The sequence below is a fragment of the Sneathiella marina genome, assembly GCF_023746535.1.
Classification (GTDB): domain Bacteria; phylum Pseudomonadota; class Alphaproteobacteria; order Sneathiellales; family Sneathiellaceae; genus Sneathiella; species Sneathiella marina.
The window spans coordinates 3245971-3263233 of the sequence record NZ_CP098747.1 but is presented as its reverse complement, the minus strand read 5'-3'; the positions used below and the strand labels follow the sequence as shown (position 1 = coordinate 3263233).

Annotated in this window: 16 protein-coding genes; 12 read left to right on the top strand and 4 right to left on the bottom strand. The window is 47.3% G+C overall.

Annotated features, from left to right (window positions below; all coding sequences use genetic code 11):
* Window position 1 precedes the first annotated feature (1 nt).
* From NBZ79_RS15805 to NBZ79_RS15785, 5 genes are all read left to right on the top strand, one after another.
* On the top strand, window positions 2-856 hold the full coding sequence (locus NBZ79_RS15805; protein ID WP_251933511.1) for a beta-keto acid cleavage family enzyme: 855 nt from the start codon (window positions 2-4) through the stop codon (window positions 854-856).
* Window positions 857-1010: 154 nt separating this feature from the next.
* Entirely contained in the window at window positions 1011-1985 is a 975-nt protein-coding gene (locus tag NBZ79_RS15800; RefSeq protein ID WP_251933510.1) for a TAXI family TRAP transporter solute-binding subunit, read from the top strand.
* Window positions 1986-2095: 110 nt separating this feature from the next.
* A complete protein-coding gene (locus tag NBZ79_RS15795) occupies window positions 2096-4915 on the top strand; it encodes a TRAP transporter permease (RefSeq protein ID WP_251933509.1) in 2820 nt (939 codons plus the stop codon).
* 16 nt (window positions 4916-4931) lie between these two features.
* Entirely contained in the window at window positions 4932-5357 is a 426-nt protein-coding gene (locus NBZ79_RS15790) for a universal stress protein (protein ID WP_251933508.1), read from the top strand.
* Window positions 5327-6013 carry an SGNH/GDSL hydrolase family protein gene (locus NBZ79_RS15785; RefSeq protein ID WP_251933507.1) on the top strand — a complete coding sequence of 229 codons (687 nt, stop codon included), beginning with the start codon at window positions 5327-5329 and terminating at the stop codon, window positions 6011-6013. Before NBZ79_RS15790 ends, NBZ79_RS15785 begins: the two co-directional genes overlap by 31 nt.
* 24 nt (window positions 6014-6037) lie before the next feature.
* Here the strand turns inward: NBZ79_RS15785 and NBZ79_RS15780 are convergent, their stop codons facing one another.
* The gene (locus NBZ79_RS15780; RefSeq protein ID WP_251933506.1) at window positions 6038-6418 is read right to left on the bottom strand and encodes a c-type cytochrome; all 381 of its coding nucleotides are present in this window, start codon (window positions 6416-6418) and stop codon (window positions 6038-6040) included.
* Window positions 6419-6610: 192 nt separating this feature from the next.
* On the opposite strand from NBZ79_RS15780, the gene NBZ79_RS15775 reads away from it, so the two are divergent.
* The 3 genes from NBZ79_RS15775 to spbR all read left to right on the top strand — a co-directional run bounded on the left by NBZ79_RS15775 (window position 6611) and on the right by spbR (window position 9419).
* Window positions 6611-7453: a formylglycine-generating enzyme family protein gene (locus NBZ79_RS15775; protein ID WP_251933505.1), complete on the top strand. Its 843-nt coding sequence runs from the start codon at window positions 6611-6613 to the stop codon at window positions 7451-7453.
* Between the two features lie 11 nt (window positions 7454-7464).
* Window positions 7465-8232, top strand: coding sequence for a DUF6969 family protein (locus NBZ79_RS15770; RefSeq protein WP_251933504.1), 768 nt, complete (start codon window positions 7465-7467; stop codon window positions 8230-8232).
* A gap of 62 nt (window positions 8233-8294) precedes the next feature.
* On the top strand, window positions 8295-9419 hold the full coding sequence (spbR, locus tag NBZ79_RS15765) for a SpbR family protein (RefSeq protein WP_251933503.1): 1125 nt from the start codon (window positions 8295-8297) through the stop codon (window positions 9417-9419).
* Window positions 9420-9471: 52 nt separating this feature from the next.
* On the opposite strand, the gene NBZ79_RS15760 is transcribed toward spbR, so the two are convergent.
* Window positions 9472-9957 carry a thioesterase family protein gene (locus NBZ79_RS15760; RefSeq protein ID WP_251933502.1) on the bottom strand — a complete coding sequence of 162 codons (486 nt, stop codon included), beginning with the start codon at window positions 9955-9957 and terminating at the stop codon, window positions 9472-9474.
* Window positions 9958-10079: 122 nt separating this feature from the next.
* Between NBZ79_RS15760 and NBZ79_RS15755 the strand changes: the two genes are divergently transcribed.
* Together NBZ79_RS15755 and NBZ79_RS15750 are read left to right on the top strand one after the other, a co-directional pair.
* Window positions 10080-11477 carry an FAD-binding oxidoreductase gene (locus NBZ79_RS15755; protein ID WP_251933501.1) on the top strand — a complete coding sequence of 466 codons (1398 nt, stop codon included), beginning with the start codon at window positions 10080-10082 and terminating at the stop codon, window positions 11475-11477.
* A gap of 32 nt (window positions 11478-11509) precedes the next feature.
* Window positions 11510-12214, top strand: a complete 705-nt coding sequence (locus tag NBZ79_RS15750; protein WP_251933500.1) for an HAD family hydrolase — start codon at window positions 11510-11512, stop codon at window positions 12212-12214.
* Window positions 12215-12218: 4 nt separating this feature from the next.
* On the opposite strand, the gene NBZ79_RS15745 is transcribed toward NBZ79_RS15750, so the two are convergent.
* On the bottom strand, window positions 12219-13022 hold the full coding sequence (locus tag NBZ79_RS15745) for a pentapeptide repeat-containing protein (protein ID WP_251933499.1): 804 nt from the start codon (window positions 13020-13022) through the stop codon (window positions 12219-12221).
* Between the two features lie 197 nt (window positions 13023-13219).
* Between NBZ79_RS15745 and NBZ79_RS15740 the strand changes: the two genes are divergently transcribed.
* On the top strand, window positions 13220-13861 hold the full coding sequence (locus NBZ79_RS15740; RefSeq protein ID WP_251933498.1) for an HAD-IA family hydrolase: 642 nt from the start codon (window positions 13220-13222) through the stop codon (window positions 13859-13861).
* A gap of 24 nt (window positions 13862-13885) precedes the next feature.
* The gene (locus NBZ79_RS15735; protein WP_251933497.1) at window positions 13886-14821 is read left to right on the top strand and encodes an NAD(P)H-dependent flavin oxidoreductase; all 936 of its coding nucleotides are present in this window, start codon (window positions 13886-13888) and stop codon (window positions 14819-14821) included.
* 9 nt (window positions 14822-14830) lie between these two features.
* On the opposite strand, the gene NBZ79_RS15730 is transcribed toward NBZ79_RS15735, so the two are convergent.
* Complete coding sequence (locus tag NBZ79_RS15730) at window positions 14831-17077, bottom strand: CHASE2 domain-containing protein (protein ID WP_251933496.1); 2247 nt, start codon at window positions 17075-17077, stop codon at window positions 14831-14833.
* Window positions 17078-17263: the final 186 nt, after the last annotated feature.

Sequence of the window (17263 nt, the reverse complement as noted above, 5' to 3'; positions counted from 1 at the left end):
TTTGAAAAATCAGGTTTCAGTTGAAGACTCAGTTTCAAGTCCGGTTGTTCTGACCGTGGCGCCCAATGGCGCCCGTAAAACAAAGGCGGATCATCCGGCACTGCCAATTTCACCGTTGGACTTGGCAGTTGAAGCAGATCTGTGTCGTCGCGAAGGGGCGGCGATGATCCATCTGCATGTCCGTGATGAACAGAACGGCCATACATTGGATGTTGGGAAATACCGGGATGCAACTGCCGCCATTCGAGATCGGGTGGGTGACGATATTGTCATTCAGGCGACGACCGAGGCAGTGGGCATTTATTCCGCAGAGCAACAAATGGAAATGGTACTTGAATTGCAACCCGAAGCGGTTTCGCTCGCTATCAAGGAACTGGTGCCTCCAGGCGAAGAAGAAAAAGCCCGGTCATTTTTTGCTGAAATGAAAAGCCTGAATATCATGCCCCAATTTATCCTGTACTCGGCGGAGGATTTGAAGCGCTATCAAGCACTGGCAGCAGACGGGGTGATTCTTGACAAATACCCGTTTTTATTGTATGTGTTGGGACGGTATACGGAAGGTCAAAAGTCTCATCCTATGGATTTATTGCCTTTTATTGCACTAACACCCAAGGAATCCGCTTGGGCAGTTTGCGCATTTGGTTCTCTTGAACATACTACAATAAGTTGCGCCCTTGCAATGGGTGGCCATGTAAGGGTAGGGTTTGAGAATAATATGTTGCTTAAAGATGGTCGACAGGCCACATGCAACGCAGATTTAGTCCGTCAAGCTCGTGATGTTGCGATGGCAATTGGCCGACCCATTTCGACAGCGGCGGATATACGAGCGAAGTTTTGTGGGATGCCGGAGGGATAAAATATCCGGTATGAGAATTTTCCTTCCAATACTTCGCGTGAAGCATTTGAAGGAAACACTGATTGTCAGGAAATAGATCTGGTAATCGGGATTAACGTTGCTAGGGGAGAAATCAAATTGCTAGCAACAATATTGACAGGTGAAGGAGTTAGAAATGAGAAAGTTTTTTACAGCAACGGCAGTTGCAGTTGCAGCAATTGGCGGGGTTGGCTTGACAGCTGTTCCGGCTGCTGCAGAGACATTTATTACAATTGGTACCGGTGGTCAGACTGGCGTTTACTATCAGGTCGGCGGTGCAATTTGTAAGCTTGTAAATCGTGGAACGAAAGACCACGAAATCAAATGTACGCATACGACGGGCGGCTCTACGAAAAACATCAACGGCATTCGCGCTGGAGATCTGGACATGGGTGTTGCCCAGTCTGACTGGCAGTATCATGCTTACAATGGAACAGCACCTAAACAATTCCCGGATGGAGAGTTCAAGGATTTGCGGGCAGTGTTCTCTGTACATCCAGAGCCGTTCACGGTTGTGGCGCGTAAAGATTCGGGCATTAAAACCTTTGAAGATCTAAAAGGTAAGCGGGTTAATGTCGGCAACCCGGGGTCCGGTCAACGCGGTACCATGGAAGTTGTCATGGAGAAAATGGGTTGGGAAATGGATGATTTCGCCTTGGCTTCCGAACTTAAATCTTCAGAACAGGCAGCGGCCCTTTGCGACAACAAAATTGACGCTATCGTGTTTACTGCGGGACATCCCAATGGTTCCATCAAGGAAGCCACCACATCTTGCGAAGCCGTTCTCGTCAATGTCAATAATGATGTGATCAAGAAGCTTGCAGGGGACAATGCGTATTATGCCATGGCAACTATTCCAGGCGGCATGTACACGGGCACAGACGAAGATGTTGAAACTTTTGGTGTTGGTGCGACATTCGTATCCTCTTCAAACACAGATCCGGAAGTTGTGTATCAAATCGTGAAAGCAGTTTTCGATGACATTAAGCGTTTCCGCAAAATGCATCCTGCATTTGCCAATCTCGATCCAAAGTTGATGATTGTAAACAATCTATCCGCACCTTTGCATGAAGGCGCCATCCGCTATTATAAAGAGCAAGGCTGGATGTAAGATACCCGAATGGGCGGAAGAAACACTTCCGCCCATTTTTTTTACAAAAACTGATATATATGTAGAGTGCCCACCGCGGGATATCTGCATTGAAAGAGGGGAGACTTTCAATGAGTGACGCAGACAAAAGCACAGTATTGAGTAACGAGGAACTTGAAGATCTTGTGGCGTCGAGTGACGTTGGGGGGCGGGTCCCAAAAAATAAAAATGTTGCTCTGTTAATTGCCGGCCTGGCCTTGGTCTGGTCGCTGTGGCAAGTGTGGATTGCCTCTCCAATTCCTTACATGTTGAGCTGGGGCGTATTCTCTGGCAAGGAAGCCCGTCCGATACATCTGGCTTTTTCCCTTATGCTCGCATTTCTGGCCTATCCGGCCTTTAAGAACTCTCCACGTGGACATGTGCCGATCATGGACTGGGTCCTTGGTATTCTCGGCATTATCACAACAATGTACCTGGTGTTTTTTGATACGGCGATCGCAGACCGCATTATGGGCTCTCGTCTCTCGGACCGGCCAGGTAACCCGAATATGACAGATATCATCGTCGCCTGTGTCGGCATGGTGGTTCTGATGGAAGCAACAAGACGGGCGCTCGGCCCACCTCTGATGATCGTTGCCATGATTTTTCTGGGCTATACATTCCTCGGGCCCTACGCTCCGGGCATTCTGGCTTGGAAAGGGGCAAGCTTTGGCGCTGTCGCAGATCATCAATGGTTGTCTTCTGAGGGCGTATTCGGTATTGCCCTTGGTGTTTCAACGGGCCTCGTCTTTCTGTTTGTGTTATTCGGCGCCTTGCTGGATAAAGCAGGGGCGGGCAATTATTTTATTAAAGTAGCCTTCTCGTTGATGGGGCATATGCGGGGCGGCCCGGCAAAGGCGGCGGTGGTTGCCTCCGGCATGACCGGATTGATATCCGGCTCGTCTATTGCCAATGTGGTTACCACGGGTACCTTCACAATCCCGATGATGAAGCGTGTTGGATTTAGTTCTGAAAAAGCCGGCGCAGTTGAAGTGGCGTCGTCGGTTAATGGTCAGATCATGCCGCCTGTCATGGGGGCTGCGGCCTTTTTGATGGTTGAGTATGTGGATATCAGCTATTTCGAAGTTGTGAAACATGCTTTCCTGCCGGCGATTATCTCCTACATCGCGTTGGTGTACATTGTTCATCTTGAAGCAATGAAGATGAATATGCAGGGATTACCACGGGCTGGAGAAGTCAAAACAACCAAGCTGGCTCTATTGTCCTTTGGCATCACGCTGGCGTCGATCCTGGTCCTAGGTGGTGCGATTTACTATCTTTCTGAGATCTTTCATTTGCTGGACAGCTCACTGAATAAGCTTGTGGCAATTCTCGTTTTGATCCTGTTGCAGGTTGGTGTGTTTAAAGGCGCGGTCGCCAAGGCGGAAGAGGGGACGAAGGCCAAGATATTGTCCAAAGGGGCTTTGATTCTCTGCAATATGGTCATCGTTAGTTTTGGCGTATTTTTTGCCATTGATTTGGTGCGCGAAGTGGCGGGACAGGCTTTGACACCCTGGATTGCTGGCGCCGCCATTCTGGTGGTATATGTCTATTTGATCTCCATTTGTGCCAAGCATCCGGATCTGGTGGTGGATGACCCGAATTCACCGGTAACGGCCTTACCTGAACCTGGTCCAACTGTCATGGCGGGGTTACATTTTGTACTACCGGTTGGCGTCCTGATCTGGTGCTTGATGATTGAACGCTTGTCGCCAGAATTGTCAGCTTTCTGGGCAGTTGCGTTGATGATTTTTATCCTGCTCACGCAACGGTATCTGTTCTCCATTTTCCGCAAAGAAACCCTGTCGGGACGTATTCGTCAGGGATTTGATGAGCTGATTGATGGCATGATTTCCGGCGCAAGAAATATGATCGGTATCGGTATCGCGACGGCTGCCGCCGGGGTGATTGTCGGAACCGTGTCTCAAACGGGTGTTGGTCTGGTGCTGGCGGAATTAGTTGAATTTTTGTCGCAGGGTCAAATTATGCTGATCTTGATTTTCACAGCTATCTTGAGCTTGATTCTGGGAATGGGGCTGCCGACGACGGCGAACTATATCGTCGTGTCGTCTCTTCTGGCTCCCGTGATTGTCAGCCTTGGACAGCAGAATGGATTGATTGTACCGTTGATTGCGGTTCATTTATTCGTTTTCTATTTTGGTATCATGGCCGATGTGACGCCGCCAGTTGGATTGGCCTCTTTTGCGGCGGCGGCAGTGTCAGGAGGGGACCCCATACGAACGGGATTCGTTGCCTTCTTCTATTCGTTGCGGACTGCGGTATTACCCTTCCTGTTCATCTTCAATACAGATCTGTTGCTAATCAATGTAACTCCAGTACAAGGAGCGATCGTCTTCGTCATAGCGACCATAGCCATATTATTGTTTACGGCAGGTACTCAGGGATATTTTGTCACTAAGTCGCGACTGTGGGAATCCGCCTTGTTGATTGTCATTGCCTTTACCTTGTTCCGCCCCGGATTCTGGATGGATCTGATCTCGCCTCCTTATGCGGAAACAGATCCGGCACAAATCGTAGAAGCAGTTCAGAATGCCCCGGCGGGATCTGAGTTGCGCCTGATTGTCCAGGGCGAAGACGACGTGGGGGATGAGCTTGTCTTCACGGCCATAATGCCCGTTGGTGATGAAGCGACGGGACAGGAAAGGCTTGAAGCTTACGGTCTTGAGCTGCTTGTTGAAGATGGTGATGTGCTGATTGATGATGCGGCGTTTGATAGTCCGGCGCAGGCCGCAGGCCTGGATTTCGATCAAAAGATCCTTACTGTCCTAGTTCCGGTAAGCCAACCGGCAAGAGAACTGATGTATATCCCGGCACTTGTCGTATTAGTGGGAATCTTTTTGTTGCAGCGTCGCCGTCGTAATTCTGGCGTTGTATCTGCCGCAACTGCGTAATTAGGGGAGACGATAAATGTACAAGCATATCTTGCTGGCGGTGGATTTGGATGATGAGCGGCAAAGGTCAGTTGAAGTGGCGGTCGAATATGCGAAAGCATTCGGCTCAACATTGCATGTGATGACGGTCCTGCCAAATTTCGGGATGAGCATGGTAGGTTCCTTTTTCCCGAAAGATCACGAAAAGCAAATGCTCGAGCAATCCACGAAAGCCTTGCATGGCTTTGTAAAAGCAAACATTCCAGATGAAATTGCAGTTCAGCATATTGTCGGACTTGGTTCGGTTTACGAAGAAGTCTTGCGTGTCAGTGAGGAGATCAGCTCAGATTTGATCGTTATTGGGACACATCGACCGGACATGAAAGACTATTTACTTGGCCCGAACGCTGCGAGGGTAAGCCGTCATGCAAAATGCTCAGTATTGATCGTTCGCGAGAGCTGACGGACGTCAAGGTAATGTGGAATGTTCTTTGTTATGGTGATTCAAATACGTGGGGTTGTAAGCCAATCACTCAATTCGGTGTTTATGAAAGATATGACCCTGATGTTCGTTGGCCCGGCGTCTTACAATCAACATTAGGGAGCGAGTACAAAGTAATAGAAGAGGGCCTGAATGGCCGAACGACTGTTTTTGACGATCCCATAATGGGATCGGACAGGAATGGAAAATCTTACCTTGCGCCCTGTCTCGAAACACATATGCCGCTGGATCTTGTCATTATCATGTTGGGAACAAATGACTTAAAACCCCGTTTTCCAGGGACAACATTCGACATCGCCTGCGGTGCGGGGGCGCTTCTGGCGATGGCAATGAATCCTGCCGGAAACTGGATTGGCGCGCTGCCGAAAACACTCCTTGTTGCACCGCCGCAGATAGGCGAGCTAACGGCCCTCGCGGGTATTCTGGAAGGGGCGCAAGAACGTTCTCTCAAACTTGCAGGTGATATGAAACGGGTCGCTGAAATGCTTGACAGTCCCTTTCTGGATGCCGGACTGCATATTCAATCCAGCCAAGCAGATGGTGTTCATTTGGAAGCTGAAGACCATTTGGTTTTAGGTCAAGCGATCGCTGCTAAAGTACAGGAATTACTAAACTGAGGAGTGTTGCCGATTAGGTCTAACCTACTGAAAAGTTTTCAAGTAGGCGATCAGATCCTGACGCTGGCTTTCTTTTTTTATACCGGCGAAGCTCATTTTGGTGCCTTTAACGAAAGCTCTCGGTTTGGTGAGATACTGATCCAGATTTGAATCATCCCATGTTAAATCAGCAGCCTTCATGGCTTTGGAATATTTAAAGCCTTCAACCTGGGCGGATTTTCGACCGACGACACCAAAAAGATTTGGCCCAACTTTATTTTTTCCGCCGTTTTCGATGGTGTGACAAGCTTTGCATTTTTTATATACCTTCGCCCCTTTTTTTGCATCTCCCTCGGCAAACGCAGTTGCAGAAGACAATGCAATAGCAAGTGAAAGGCTGAAGGCCGCAATCTTTGTCATACTCATAACTCTCTCCTAGAGATTTAACATGAACCGGTAGATTCTACAGGAAAATTGGATAGCATAAGACGATACCGGATGACAGAGGCATTATGTCGCGGTATGCCGGTCTCTTTGGACACAATCTATCACCATCTCGTGAAATCATATGTTGTCTTACTTCTTGATGCTTATATTGGAGGCCGCAAGGAGTCTTTTTTGAACAGATCTAAATTACCAATTGTCCTTTTTCTGATGAGCGTGTCTTTTGCCAGCCAAGCGGCTGAAATGCCGGAAACTGTTTTTGTGCCGTCGGGCTCATTTATCTTTGGATCTGATCGAACCGGGAAAGATTATGGGTATCGGTTAGATGAGGCAGCCTATGGTCATTCAGTAACTCGAAACCAAAAATGGTACGAAAACGAGGAGGCTCGTCAAAAGAGAGAGTTGCCGGCTTTTACAATCATGAAAAACCTGGTAACCAACAGCCAATATGAGAATTTCGTCAGCGATACGGGGCATGCTGCACCCGGCGTTACGGAAAAACTTTGGCGATCATATGGCCTTATTCATCCTTTTGAGCGGACTATAAAATTCCAGTGGGTGGAAGATATCCCCGATCCTGCCCGTCTTGATCATCCAGTTGTTTTGGTGTCGCATTCCTCTGCTGTTGCCTATGCCAAATGGCTTTCAGATCAAACCGGAGAAATTTGGCGATTGCCAACAGCAAAGGAGTGGGAGAAAGCTGCCCGAGGTCCCTTGGGAAACAGATATCCATGGGGAAATGATTACGATGCAAATGTGTTAAACAGCCATGATAAAGGTCCATTTGACACGACGCCGGTGGGAAGTTTTCCGGATGGGGCAAGCCCTTATGGTATGCTTGATGCTTCCGGTCAGGTGTTTGAATGGACGTCAACTCCGAAGCCAGGCAACCATTATGTTGTAAAAGGTGGGTCGTGGGACGATAAAGGATGTGGTGTTTGCCGATCGGCCGCCTGGCATACGCGACCAGCATCGATAAAGCATATTTTGGTAGGTTTTCGTTTGGTAAAAGAATAATTGAGGATAAAATGAACGAGATGACTAATCTTGAAAAAGGTAAGAATCCAGTCCTGGATGCCGCAGAATTACGGGCGGAAATGCGCCTGTTAGATCCTGCACGACTTGCCAGAATGAATGCTGCGGCAGATGAAATCCTGGAATGTTACCGGGTGTTAAAAAAAGGCGGCTCGAATATTGTTGCTGAAATACTGCGTGGCGAGGGAACTTTTTACGAATGGGATCATTATCCAGAGGGAGATATTTACGACGATGAAACCCATGCGCAATATTATTACCATTCTCATCGAGAAGACGAACACGGTCATTTCCATACGTTTATGCGGCTAAAAGGTATAAAAAAGGATGTCAAACCTGTTCCTTACGAGGGCTCTGCGGAATGGCCAACAGCAGAGGACGAAATTCTCTCGCATCTAATAGCCGTATCTATGGATAGCGCAGGCTTTCCGACACAGCTTTTTACCACAAATCGTTGGGTGACAGGAGAGAACTGGTACGACAAAAAAGACGTCATCGATATGCTGGATAGTTTTGCTATCGATCATAGTACACCATCCTGGCCCGCAAACCGTTGGTTAACAGCGATGATCGTCATATTCAGACCCCAGATTGAACGTCTGATTATAGCCCGAGATGCCCGTATTTTGGAATGGCAGGCTCAAAAACCGGATGAAGATGTCTACGAAGATAAAGATCTTGAAATCACAAGTATCCTGGATATTAAGGTAGAAGACCAGATCCGTACCATAAAAGAGGTTGTCGAAGGGCGACTTGATTAAGAGAATTTTAAGATTAATCGGCGATATTTGAACTTGGGATTAATTCAAGTATTGGAGCCAAAGTGGTAAATTCGGGTTCTTTAAGTCCAGCTGACGTCGAACGGTTACTTACAGATCGATCTGCAGAAGTACGGGCAGAAACAGTTGAAAAGATTGCTGGCGGTTTGGGGGATGACGGTTTTAATCCAACGGAACGTCGCGAAGCTGAGGAAATTTTCCGTTTGCTTGTGAATGATGCGGAAATACTGGTACGCCAGACTTTGGCAGAAACACTCAAAACAGTTCCGGATCTCCCTAACGATATTGCCAAAACTCTCGCAAGTGACGTGGCGGATGTTGCGACGCCGATGATAAGCTTTTCAGAAGCATTGTCGGACGACGATTTATTTGAAATTATTTCCTCGAAATCCGATTTACATCAAGCGGCAGTTGCCAGCCGTGTCGTTGTGTCTGAAGCAGTTTCCGAAAAACTGGCTGAAACCGGAAATGAAGATGTTGTCGCAACTCTCATGAGCAATGAAGGCGCTGAAATTTCAGAAGACACTTTTGAGAAGGTGCTTGACCAGTTTGGGGATAGCGAAAAAGTAAACGCTCCCATGGCGCATCGGAGTACATTACCGATCACCGTAACTGAGCGACTGGTGACGATGGTCTCCGATAAACTTCGCGATCATCTTGTCAGCCATCATGAAATGTCTCCGAGCATGGCAACCGATATCATTTTGGAAAGCCGTGAGAAAACCATGATTGGTTTTATTAAAGATGGGGCAAGCCACGCGGATTTAATCAGCCTGATCGATCAGCTTTATGATAACGGCCGCTTAACGCCGACCATTATCCTGCGGGCCCTTTGCGTAGGGGATGTGGATTTCTTCGAAACGGCAATGGCCAAATATTCGGATATCGCAGTTGCCAATGTTCATATCCTTGTGAATGACGCCGGCGGCGAGGGCTTGAAGCAGCTATGCAAAAAATCACATATTCCAGGCGGTTTGCATGAAATTATGAAAGTCGGTTTGGAAGTCGCCAATGAACTTGATTTTGACGGCGCTCCAGGAGATCGGGAACGCTATCGCAATCAGGTAATTGAACGTGTCCTCACGCATTTTGAGGACCAGTTTGATGGCGATAATGTAGATTACCTGATCGCCAAGCTTGGCAGCTCCCACGAGGCAGAAGCCGCCTAGCATTTATCCTTGAATCTCGTATTAGAAACGCTGTTTTACGAAACGGCGTTTTTTATTTTTTCCGCCGAATTCCTATAACATTACCAGATTGTTTTGGCGCGGGCGTTTCCTTGTAAAGTGCTTTGTTTGCTTCCAGTGCGGCCTGCATGGCTGCTGGCATTGGCGCGGCACTTGGGCCGGTTTTATCGAGATGCATAATCATCTGCTCTGATGTTGCCGCTAGATAACCCTTATCCCTATGATACATTTCCAAAAATAAATGCATCCGTTTTTCGTCGCAATCTATAACCCTGACCGTCATCTCAAGTGGATCGCCCTCATGCACCTCTTGAAGATAGGTGACATGGGTTTCCAACACATAAACGGTACAATTTGCACTCTCTCTGTATTCTCTGGTTAGACCGATCTCATCAAGGAAAACATCGAGAGATTGGTCGAAAATCAATACATAAAAGGCGACATTCATGTGATTGTTATAGTCGATCCACTCTGTAAGAACCGATTGTTGATGTATTGCAGGAAGGGCAGGACCCGTCATTGATATTACCTTTTATTGTATTGGCGGTTGATTTTCTTGTTTTGAATAGCGGTCAGGAAGTATGATAATGTCTTTATATCGGGCTGACCAGTCCGACGGATAAAGAAAACAAGGGAATGTTTATGGCCAGCCAACATGCCGAAATGGATCAAGTGGTCCAAAAACTTACGGATTTATTGGGGAAGCGGTGCACGACAGCAGAGGCCGTGCGAGAACAGCACGGGCATGACGAAAGCTGGCATTTTCCGTCGGCGCCAGACGCGGTGTGCTTTGCGCAGAGTACGGAAGAAGTATCCGAAATCGTTAAGATTTGCGCGTATCACAAAGTGCCAATCATTCCCTTCGGTGCAGGTACATCACTGGAAGGTCATGTGAATGCCGTGCATGGCGGTATTTCTATTGACCTAAATGATATGAATAAGGTGCTGAGAGTTGGTCAGGAAGATCTGGATTGTACCGTGCAGCCGGGCGTGCGCCGTAAACAATTGAATGAATATTTAAGGGATACGGGCCTGTTCTTTCCCATTGATCCAGGCGCCGATGCCTCCATCGGCGGAATGGCGTCGACCCGTGCTTCGGGTACAAATGCCGTTCGCTATGGCACCATGCGGGAAAACATCCTTTGTATGACAGTTGTTTTGCCGGATGGTCGGATCATATCAACCGGCCATCGCTCGAAAAAAAGTGCGGCTGGGTATGACTTGACTAAACTTTATATTGGTGCAGAAGGCACATTGGGGATTATTACTGAGATTACGTTGAAGCTTTATGGAATCCCGGAAGCGATTTCTGCCGCGACAGTGTGTTTTCCGGACATCGAAGGCGCGATCCAGGCTGTGATCCTGACTATTCAATCGGGCATTCCCGTTGCCCGGATTGAATTGCTGGATGAGGTGCAGGTTGACGCCATCAATCGATATTCCAATCTTGAATTGGCGGTAAAACCAACTTTGTTTTTGGAGTTCCATGGGAGCGAAGCATATGTGAAGGAACAGGCTGAGCAAGTCAGCGATATATGCTCGGAATTTGGAGCGGAAGGCTTTGAATGGACGACGCAGGCGGAAGAGCGGACCAGATTATGGCAAGCCAGACATGATGCGGCTTATGCGGCAATCGCCCTGCGGAATGGGGCGCAAATTTGGGCGACAGATGTATGTGTTCCCATCTCCCGCCTTTCAGACTGCATTCTTGAAACCAAGCAAGATCTCGAAGAAAGCTTTCTGATTGCCCCCTTGGTTGGACATGTCGGTGACGGCAATTTCCACCTCTCTTTCGTTATAAAAAAGGAAAATCCAGAAGAGCTGGCAGAGGCGGAACGCCTGAATGGGCGGTTGATTGATCGGGCATTGGCGATGGATGGAACTTGTACGGGCGAGCACGGTATAGGGCTCGGTAAAAAGAAATATATGTATCGCGAGCATGGCGAAGCAGTTGATGTCATGGCAACGTTGAAGCATGCACTGGACCCGGACAATATTATGAACCCGGGCAAGATCATCCCGGATCAGGCCGCTGAGTAGGCCTGTCGCCTTTCCCTCTAAAAGGTAGCATTATGGCACATATGTCCTCTTTGTCTGTTATCGCGTTCGATGCAGATGATACACTCTGGCAAAACGAACATTTCTTCCGGATGACAGAGGAAAAATTTACGAATTTGCTAAAGGATTACGCAAGCGGGGATCATGTTACCGAGCGGCTTTTAGCCGCTGAGCGGCGAAATCTCGAATTTTATGGCTATGGTGTAAAAGGCTTTACCTTGTCGATGATCGAAACGGCCATTGAAGTTACAGAAGACAGGGTGCCGGCAGCGGTTCTGCATGACATTCTGCGGACGGGCCGCGAAATGCTCAGGCATCCCGTAGAAACATTACCGAACGTTTTTGAAACGCTAACCGAGTTATCCTCCAATTTTCGTTTGATTATGATAACCAAAGGGGATTTGTTTGATCAGGAACGAAAACTTGCTCAATCAGGACTGGGTGAATTATTTGATGTCGTTGAAATCGTAAGTGAGAAGAAACCTGAGGTTTATCGTCGCATTTTCAGCCAGCATTCGACTGCGCCCCATCAATGCATGATGGTTGGCAATTCTTTGAAATCAGATGTAATTCCAGCCCTGTCTATCGGCAGTTGGGCTGTGCATATACCTCATGATCTAACTTGGGCGCTGGAACATGCAGAAGCTCCTTTGGAAGATCCAAAGTTCCATGAGATTTCAGAATTGGGCAAGCTGCCGGACCTTATCTACCAGCTCTAATTTGTTACTGGCACTTTGTGATAAGTAAGTCGTCCGGTAAAACCGTTTTGTCGTCACCACATGCGGGGTCCAGCTGCTCTTGTTCCAAGCCTTCGACATCTTCAAGGTTAGCCCCAGACAAATTGGCTCCCCAGAATGTCGTATCTTCAAGCTCTGCCCCAGCCAGGTTCGCATCGATCAAAATTGCTCTGTGGAAATTAGCCTGTCGCAAATCAGCCTCCTGCAATCGCGCATTGGTCAAATTTGCACGGGAAAAATTTGCGTTTCTTAGCTCAGCACTGGTCATCGTGATATCAGTCATGTCAGCGCGTTTGAAATTCGTCTCCGTCAGGTTTGCATCACTGAAATTCGCTTTTTGCAAAATCGCCCGCTTAAAGCTGGCTTTGCGAATATCCGCTTTTTGAAATTTCCCACCTTCGATATTGGCACTCTCGAAATCAGCACGCCTCAGGTCCGTTTGTTTTAGATTTGCGCCTTTCATATTTGCCTTCTCAAGATCGGCGCCCTGTATGATGGCGCTTTCAAGATCAGCATTTACCAAATTCGATTTTTCCAGATCGGCACGGCGCAAATCGGCATTCGACAAGTTGGCGTTTTCGAGAATGACTTCTTTAAGAATTGTATCGCGTAAATTGACACCTTTTAGATACGCATCTGTAAAATCTTCGGATTGTAACTTTGCTGCCCGTAAATCGCAGCCTGGGCAACTGCCTGTTTCCTTTAATTTTTTAATGTCATCAGAATCAAATGCCATCGCTCCTGGTGCCAAAAGGAGGAAGGACAGAACAGATAGAACCGAGGCTTTCATACGGATGCTCCCGTTGTTACAATAATACGACTTTATACGATTTCTCTTAACGTAATGAATTTTATTCGCATTTCAAAGCATGATCATATTTGACAACACATTTCACCGCTGTCACTATCCAAGGAAATTAAGAATAACAGCATATCACCGCAGGATTACGGGAGATTTGCCAATCGATAGAAAAGGTTCATTCCAAAATGATTAAAGCGGTTCTCTGGGATTTCGGAGGGGTTCTCACGACGAGTCCCTTTGACTCTTTTACACGGTTTGAGAAAGAACGAGGGTTGCCGGAAAATTTTATCCGCCGGATTAACTCAACGAACCCGGATACAAATGCCTGGGCGAAGTTTGAGCGCAGCGATGTCACGCTGGATGAATTTGATAAGCTGTTTGAAATTGAAAGCGAGGCATTAGGGCATTCGATTGCCGGGATTGAAATAATCAAACTTTTGGCCGGAGATGTCCGTCCCCGTATGGTTCAGGCATTGAAAAACTGTCGTGAAAAATTTAACTGTACGTGCCTTACCAACAATGTCGCTGCGGGGAAGGGCCCTGGAATGACGCGCGATGCAATGGCCCAAGCCGAAGTGAAGGATGTGATGGCAATCTTCAATCAAGTCATTGAATCCAGCAAAATCGGACTGCGAAAGCCGGATCCAAGAATTTATGAATTTGCCTGCTCTGAGATGGGAGTTACTGCAGACGAAGTTGTCTATCTGGATGACCTGGGTATTAATTTAAAGCCAGCATCTGCCATGGGTATGAAGACTATTAAAGTAATCAGCGAAGACCAGGCACTTAGGGATCTGGAAGAAGCTGTGGGAATATCATTGAGCTAAATTTTTTTGATTTAGGGATCACAAATGAACCGCGTACTTGCACATACTGGCGCAAAATATCCCATAATACAGGCGCCTATGGGATGGATCGCCAGATCACCTTTGGCATCGGCAGTCTGTAATGCAGGTGGATTAGGGATTATTGAAACCTCTTCAGGTGAAACAGAGAATTGCATACGGGAAATTCAAAAAATGAAGGAGCTGACGGAGGCTCCTTTTGGCATAAATCTGCCGCTTTTATTTCTTCGTGACGAAAATATGATCAAGTTTGTCGCCGAATGCGGCGTTAAATTCGTCACCACTTCCGCAGGAAATCCGGCTAAATTAATCGAAATACTGAAAGCTCATGACATCATTGTCTATCATGCAGTGCCAACTGTTAAAGCGGCGCTGAAGGCTGTCGAGGCAGGCGTCGATGGTTTGATTGTTGAAGGATCTGAGGGCGGTGGGTTTAAAAATCCGGAAGAAGTTTCAACCCTGGTATTGCTGCAGGCTATACGTGACAAAGTTGATGTTCCTATGGTTGCAGCTGGCGGAATTGTTGATGGTCGGGGAATGGCTGCCGCATTCGCCGTGGGAGCAGAGGCGGTTCAAATGGGGACACGCTTTGTGTCTGCAAAAGAAAGCCCGGTTCATGTAAATTATAAAAATGCGATCATTGATGCTGAAGATACGGGAACTTATGTTTTAAACAAAAAATCGACCCCTTGTATTCGCGCCTTGAAAACAGAAAAGACGCTTTCCATACATGAAGAAGGGTTGATGCCAAAAGATACATTTGCCCGTATTCAGGATCTTTATTTCGGCGGTGATATGGAAGCAAGTGTCGGACTGGCCGGGCAATCCGCTAGTCTTATTACTGCCCAGAAATCAGCAGCTGATATCATCACAGAGACCATAGTGGGTTTTCGTGAAATTACAGCACGGCTTGGTGCCATGAGTGCCGGGGACGGATTTTAATCGGTTGATTTATTTCCTTGTGGCTCGATAAACCCCATCCCAATCCGCAGGCGGTGGGAATTGCAGGAATTCTTCGATCCGACCTTTATACATATCTGCAAATATATCGAACCGGGGATTGTGTTCTTTCATGGCGGCTGTCAACTCAAGTGCTTCGGCCCAATGCCGCGTACGATAATGCCCGAGAAACTCATCAACAAGCTTCCTGGCAGCTGAAAAATCAGGGTCTTCACAAAGCTCGGGACCACCGAGTAAACCATATATTCTCACGGCGTCGTATTTTCCCTTAACGGCAATCAAATCGAGCTCTATCATCGCATAACCGGCAAGATGCTGGGCAGTGCTTTCGCCAACGATTATACTAAAGCCGTACTCCTTGGATTGTCCTTCAAGCCGTGATGCCAGATTGACAGGATCGCCCAGGACTGAATAGTCAAATCGTTGTTCAGATCCAAGATTGCCAACGATACATGAGCCTGTATTCAGGCCGATTCCAACCCGTAGCGGTTTGAAAGTGCGCTCTTCTGCGATAGCTTCAATTTTGAGTTCAGCATTGAGTTTACTCAAATGCGGAATCATTTGTAATGCTGTGTCAGCGGCATCTTTCGGATGCATTGGATTGTCAATAGGAGCATTCCAAAAGGCCATAATGGAATCACCCATATATTTATCAATGGTTCCGTTGCGACGGAGAATTTCACCCGTCATCGGTGTCAAAAACCGATTTATCAACTTCGTGAGGCCTTGCGGGTCGTGTTTATAACTCTCCGAGATAACTGTGAATTCCCGGATATCACAGAACATGAACGTCATCTCCTTTTCCTCTCCCCCAAGGACGAGGCTTTCCGGAGACGCCGAGAGGCGGCTGACCAATTCGGGGGAAAGATAAAGTGCGAAAGCAGTTCGGATCCGCGTTCGCTCCTGCTCGGTACTGAGATAATTCGCGTAAACAAGCGTTATATAAATCAGCGTCGATGCAAAGAGCGTATACGTCACATCAATTAAAACTGAGTGATAGATAAAGAAGTAAGCCGAGGAAGATACAGCGACTGTGCCCACGAATACCAGGAGTCCCAAAGTCATTCGGGCGCCTGCAAGTGGGACGAGTACGATCAATGTCAGGCCGGTTAACAATGTTCCCAACCACTCAAACAACGCCACATAATCAGGCCGGAACATATAAGACTGGGTCCATATATTCTCGAGCAACTGTAAATGCATTTCCACACCTGGCAGGTTCGAAGTGAGTGGCGAGGCTCGAAGATCCTTGAGGCCCGTCGCTGAAGTTCCAACCAGCACCATCCTGCCGGCGAGCCGCGCCGGATCAACTGTATCATTGATGACATCCAGGGCGGAAATATACTGTTCCGGATCAAATTCTGAATATTTGATCCATATGCGCCCTTTAGTATCCGTAGGCACCAAAGTACCGGCAATTTTAAATCCAACGATGCCATTGTCATTCGTCTGGATGACCACATTTCGACCGGTTGCCACCCGCAACATATCAAGGGCGAGGGTCGGGACAATTCTATCCCCCACTTTATTGGCCAAGGGTACCCGGCGAACAATTCCATCAAAATCCTGATCAAGGCTGACCATGCCACGTCCGGCGGCAGCTTTATCCAGCTCGTCAATATTCCCGATCAATGCAGGGAAGGTTTTTAAATATGGATTAGGGTCTTTACCCAAGGCGGCAAAGGAGGCGACCCGTTCCATGCCGTAGTTGTTGGCGCCATCTATCTCTGGACTTACGGAAACACCCAGGACAACTCGACTGGCTGCAATTTCATCGGCAAAGATGCTGTCAAATGAAGGAAGTGTGGAAAGATGTGTTTTAATATCACTGGAAAGGTTGGGAATACTTTGTGATATTTTATCGGGTGACAGTCTGTCTGCTTCTGCAAATAATATATCGAAGCCAATAACGGCCGCACCCTTCCGGGTGGCATTTTTAACGAGCTGTGCCAAATAAGATCTTGGCCAAGGCCATTGGCCCAGGTTTAACAAGCTGTTTTCATCTATATCAATCACGACAACTGGACGTGGTTCCGCCGCCACCCGAGGCAAAGACTGCTGGTAATAGTCAAAAACGCGATCTCGAAAATTTGAAAGAAATGGCGGGTCATAAATTTGTAGAAGCAAGGCGGCGATCAAGACCAAAATAGCGGAAAAACGTCCGCTTCCCGCAAAAAACAACCATTTGACGGGCTGAGTCAAAGAATCGAATACTTTCGCGGCTATATTACTTGCCATGAATTTTTGGCCTTATTTGATATATATGGCTGTTCTGTATCTAGAGTTACTTTGCCACAATTAACTATAACTTTGAAAAACTTTCATAAAATTTGTCCAAAATGTGGCGGAAATCGATTATTTATGTTATAGTATTTATTATTATTGAGCTCGTGTACTTATATTTTATTGTATTCAAAAGAATTT

What these genes read in the sequence shown, in the direction of transcription:
- NBZ79_RS15800 (WP_251933510.1), top strand. Translation starts at nt 1,011, where the DNA reads ATGAGAAAGTTTTTTACAGCAACGGCAGTTGCAGTTGCAGCAATTGGC.
- NBZ79_RS15795 (WP_251933509.1), top strand. Translation starts at nt 2,096, where the DNA reads ATGAGTGACGCAGACAAAAGCACAGTATTGAGTAACGAGGAACTTGAA.
- NBZ79_RS15790 (WP_251933508.1), top strand. Translation starts at nt 4,932, where the DNA reads ATGTACAAGCATATCTTGCTGGCGGTGGATTTGGATGATGAGCGGCAA.
- NBZ79_RS15785 (WP_251933507.1), top strand. Translation starts at nt 5,327, where the DNA reads ATGCTCAGTATTGATCGTTCGCGAGAGCTGACGGACGTCAAGGTAATG.
- NBZ79_RS15780 (WP_251933506.1), bottom strand. Translation starts at nt 6,418, where the DNA reads ATGAGTATGACAAAGATTGCGGCCTTCAGCCTTTCACTTGCTATTGCA.
- NBZ79_RS15770 (WP_251933504.1), top strand. Translation starts at nt 7,465, where the DNA reads ATGAACGAGATGACTAATCTTGAAAAAGGTAAGAATCCAGTCCTGGAT.
- NBZ79_RS15760 (WP_251933502.1), bottom strand. Translation starts at nt 9,957, where the DNA reads ATGACGGGTCCTGCCCTTCCTGCAATACATCAACAATCGGTTCTTACA.
- NBZ79_RS15755 (WP_251933501.1), top strand. Translation starts at nt 10,080, where the DNA reads ATGGCCAGCCAACATGCCGAAATGGATCAAGTGGTCCAAAAACTTACG.
- NBZ79_RS15750 (WP_251933500.1), top strand. Translation starts at nt 11,510, where the DNA reads ATGGCACATATGTCCTCTTTGTCTGTTATCGCGTTCGATGCAGATGAT.
- NBZ79_RS15745 (WP_251933499.1), bottom strand. Translation starts at nt 13,022, where the DNA reads ATGAAAGCCTCGGTTCTATCTGTTCTGTCCTTCCTCCTTTTGGCACCA.
- NBZ79_RS15740 (WP_251933498.1), top strand. Translation starts at nt 13,220, where the DNA reads ATGATTAAAGCGGTTCTCTGGGATTTCGGAGGGGTTCTCACGACGAGT.
- NBZ79_RS15735 (WP_251933497.1), top strand. Translation starts at nt 13,886, where the DNA reads ATGAACCGCGTACTTGCACATACTGGCGCAAAATATCCCATAATACAG.
- NBZ79_RS15730 (WP_251933496.1), bottom strand. Translation starts at nt 17,077, where the DNA reads ATGGCAAGTAATATAGCCGCGAAAGTATTCGATTCTTTGACTCAGCCC.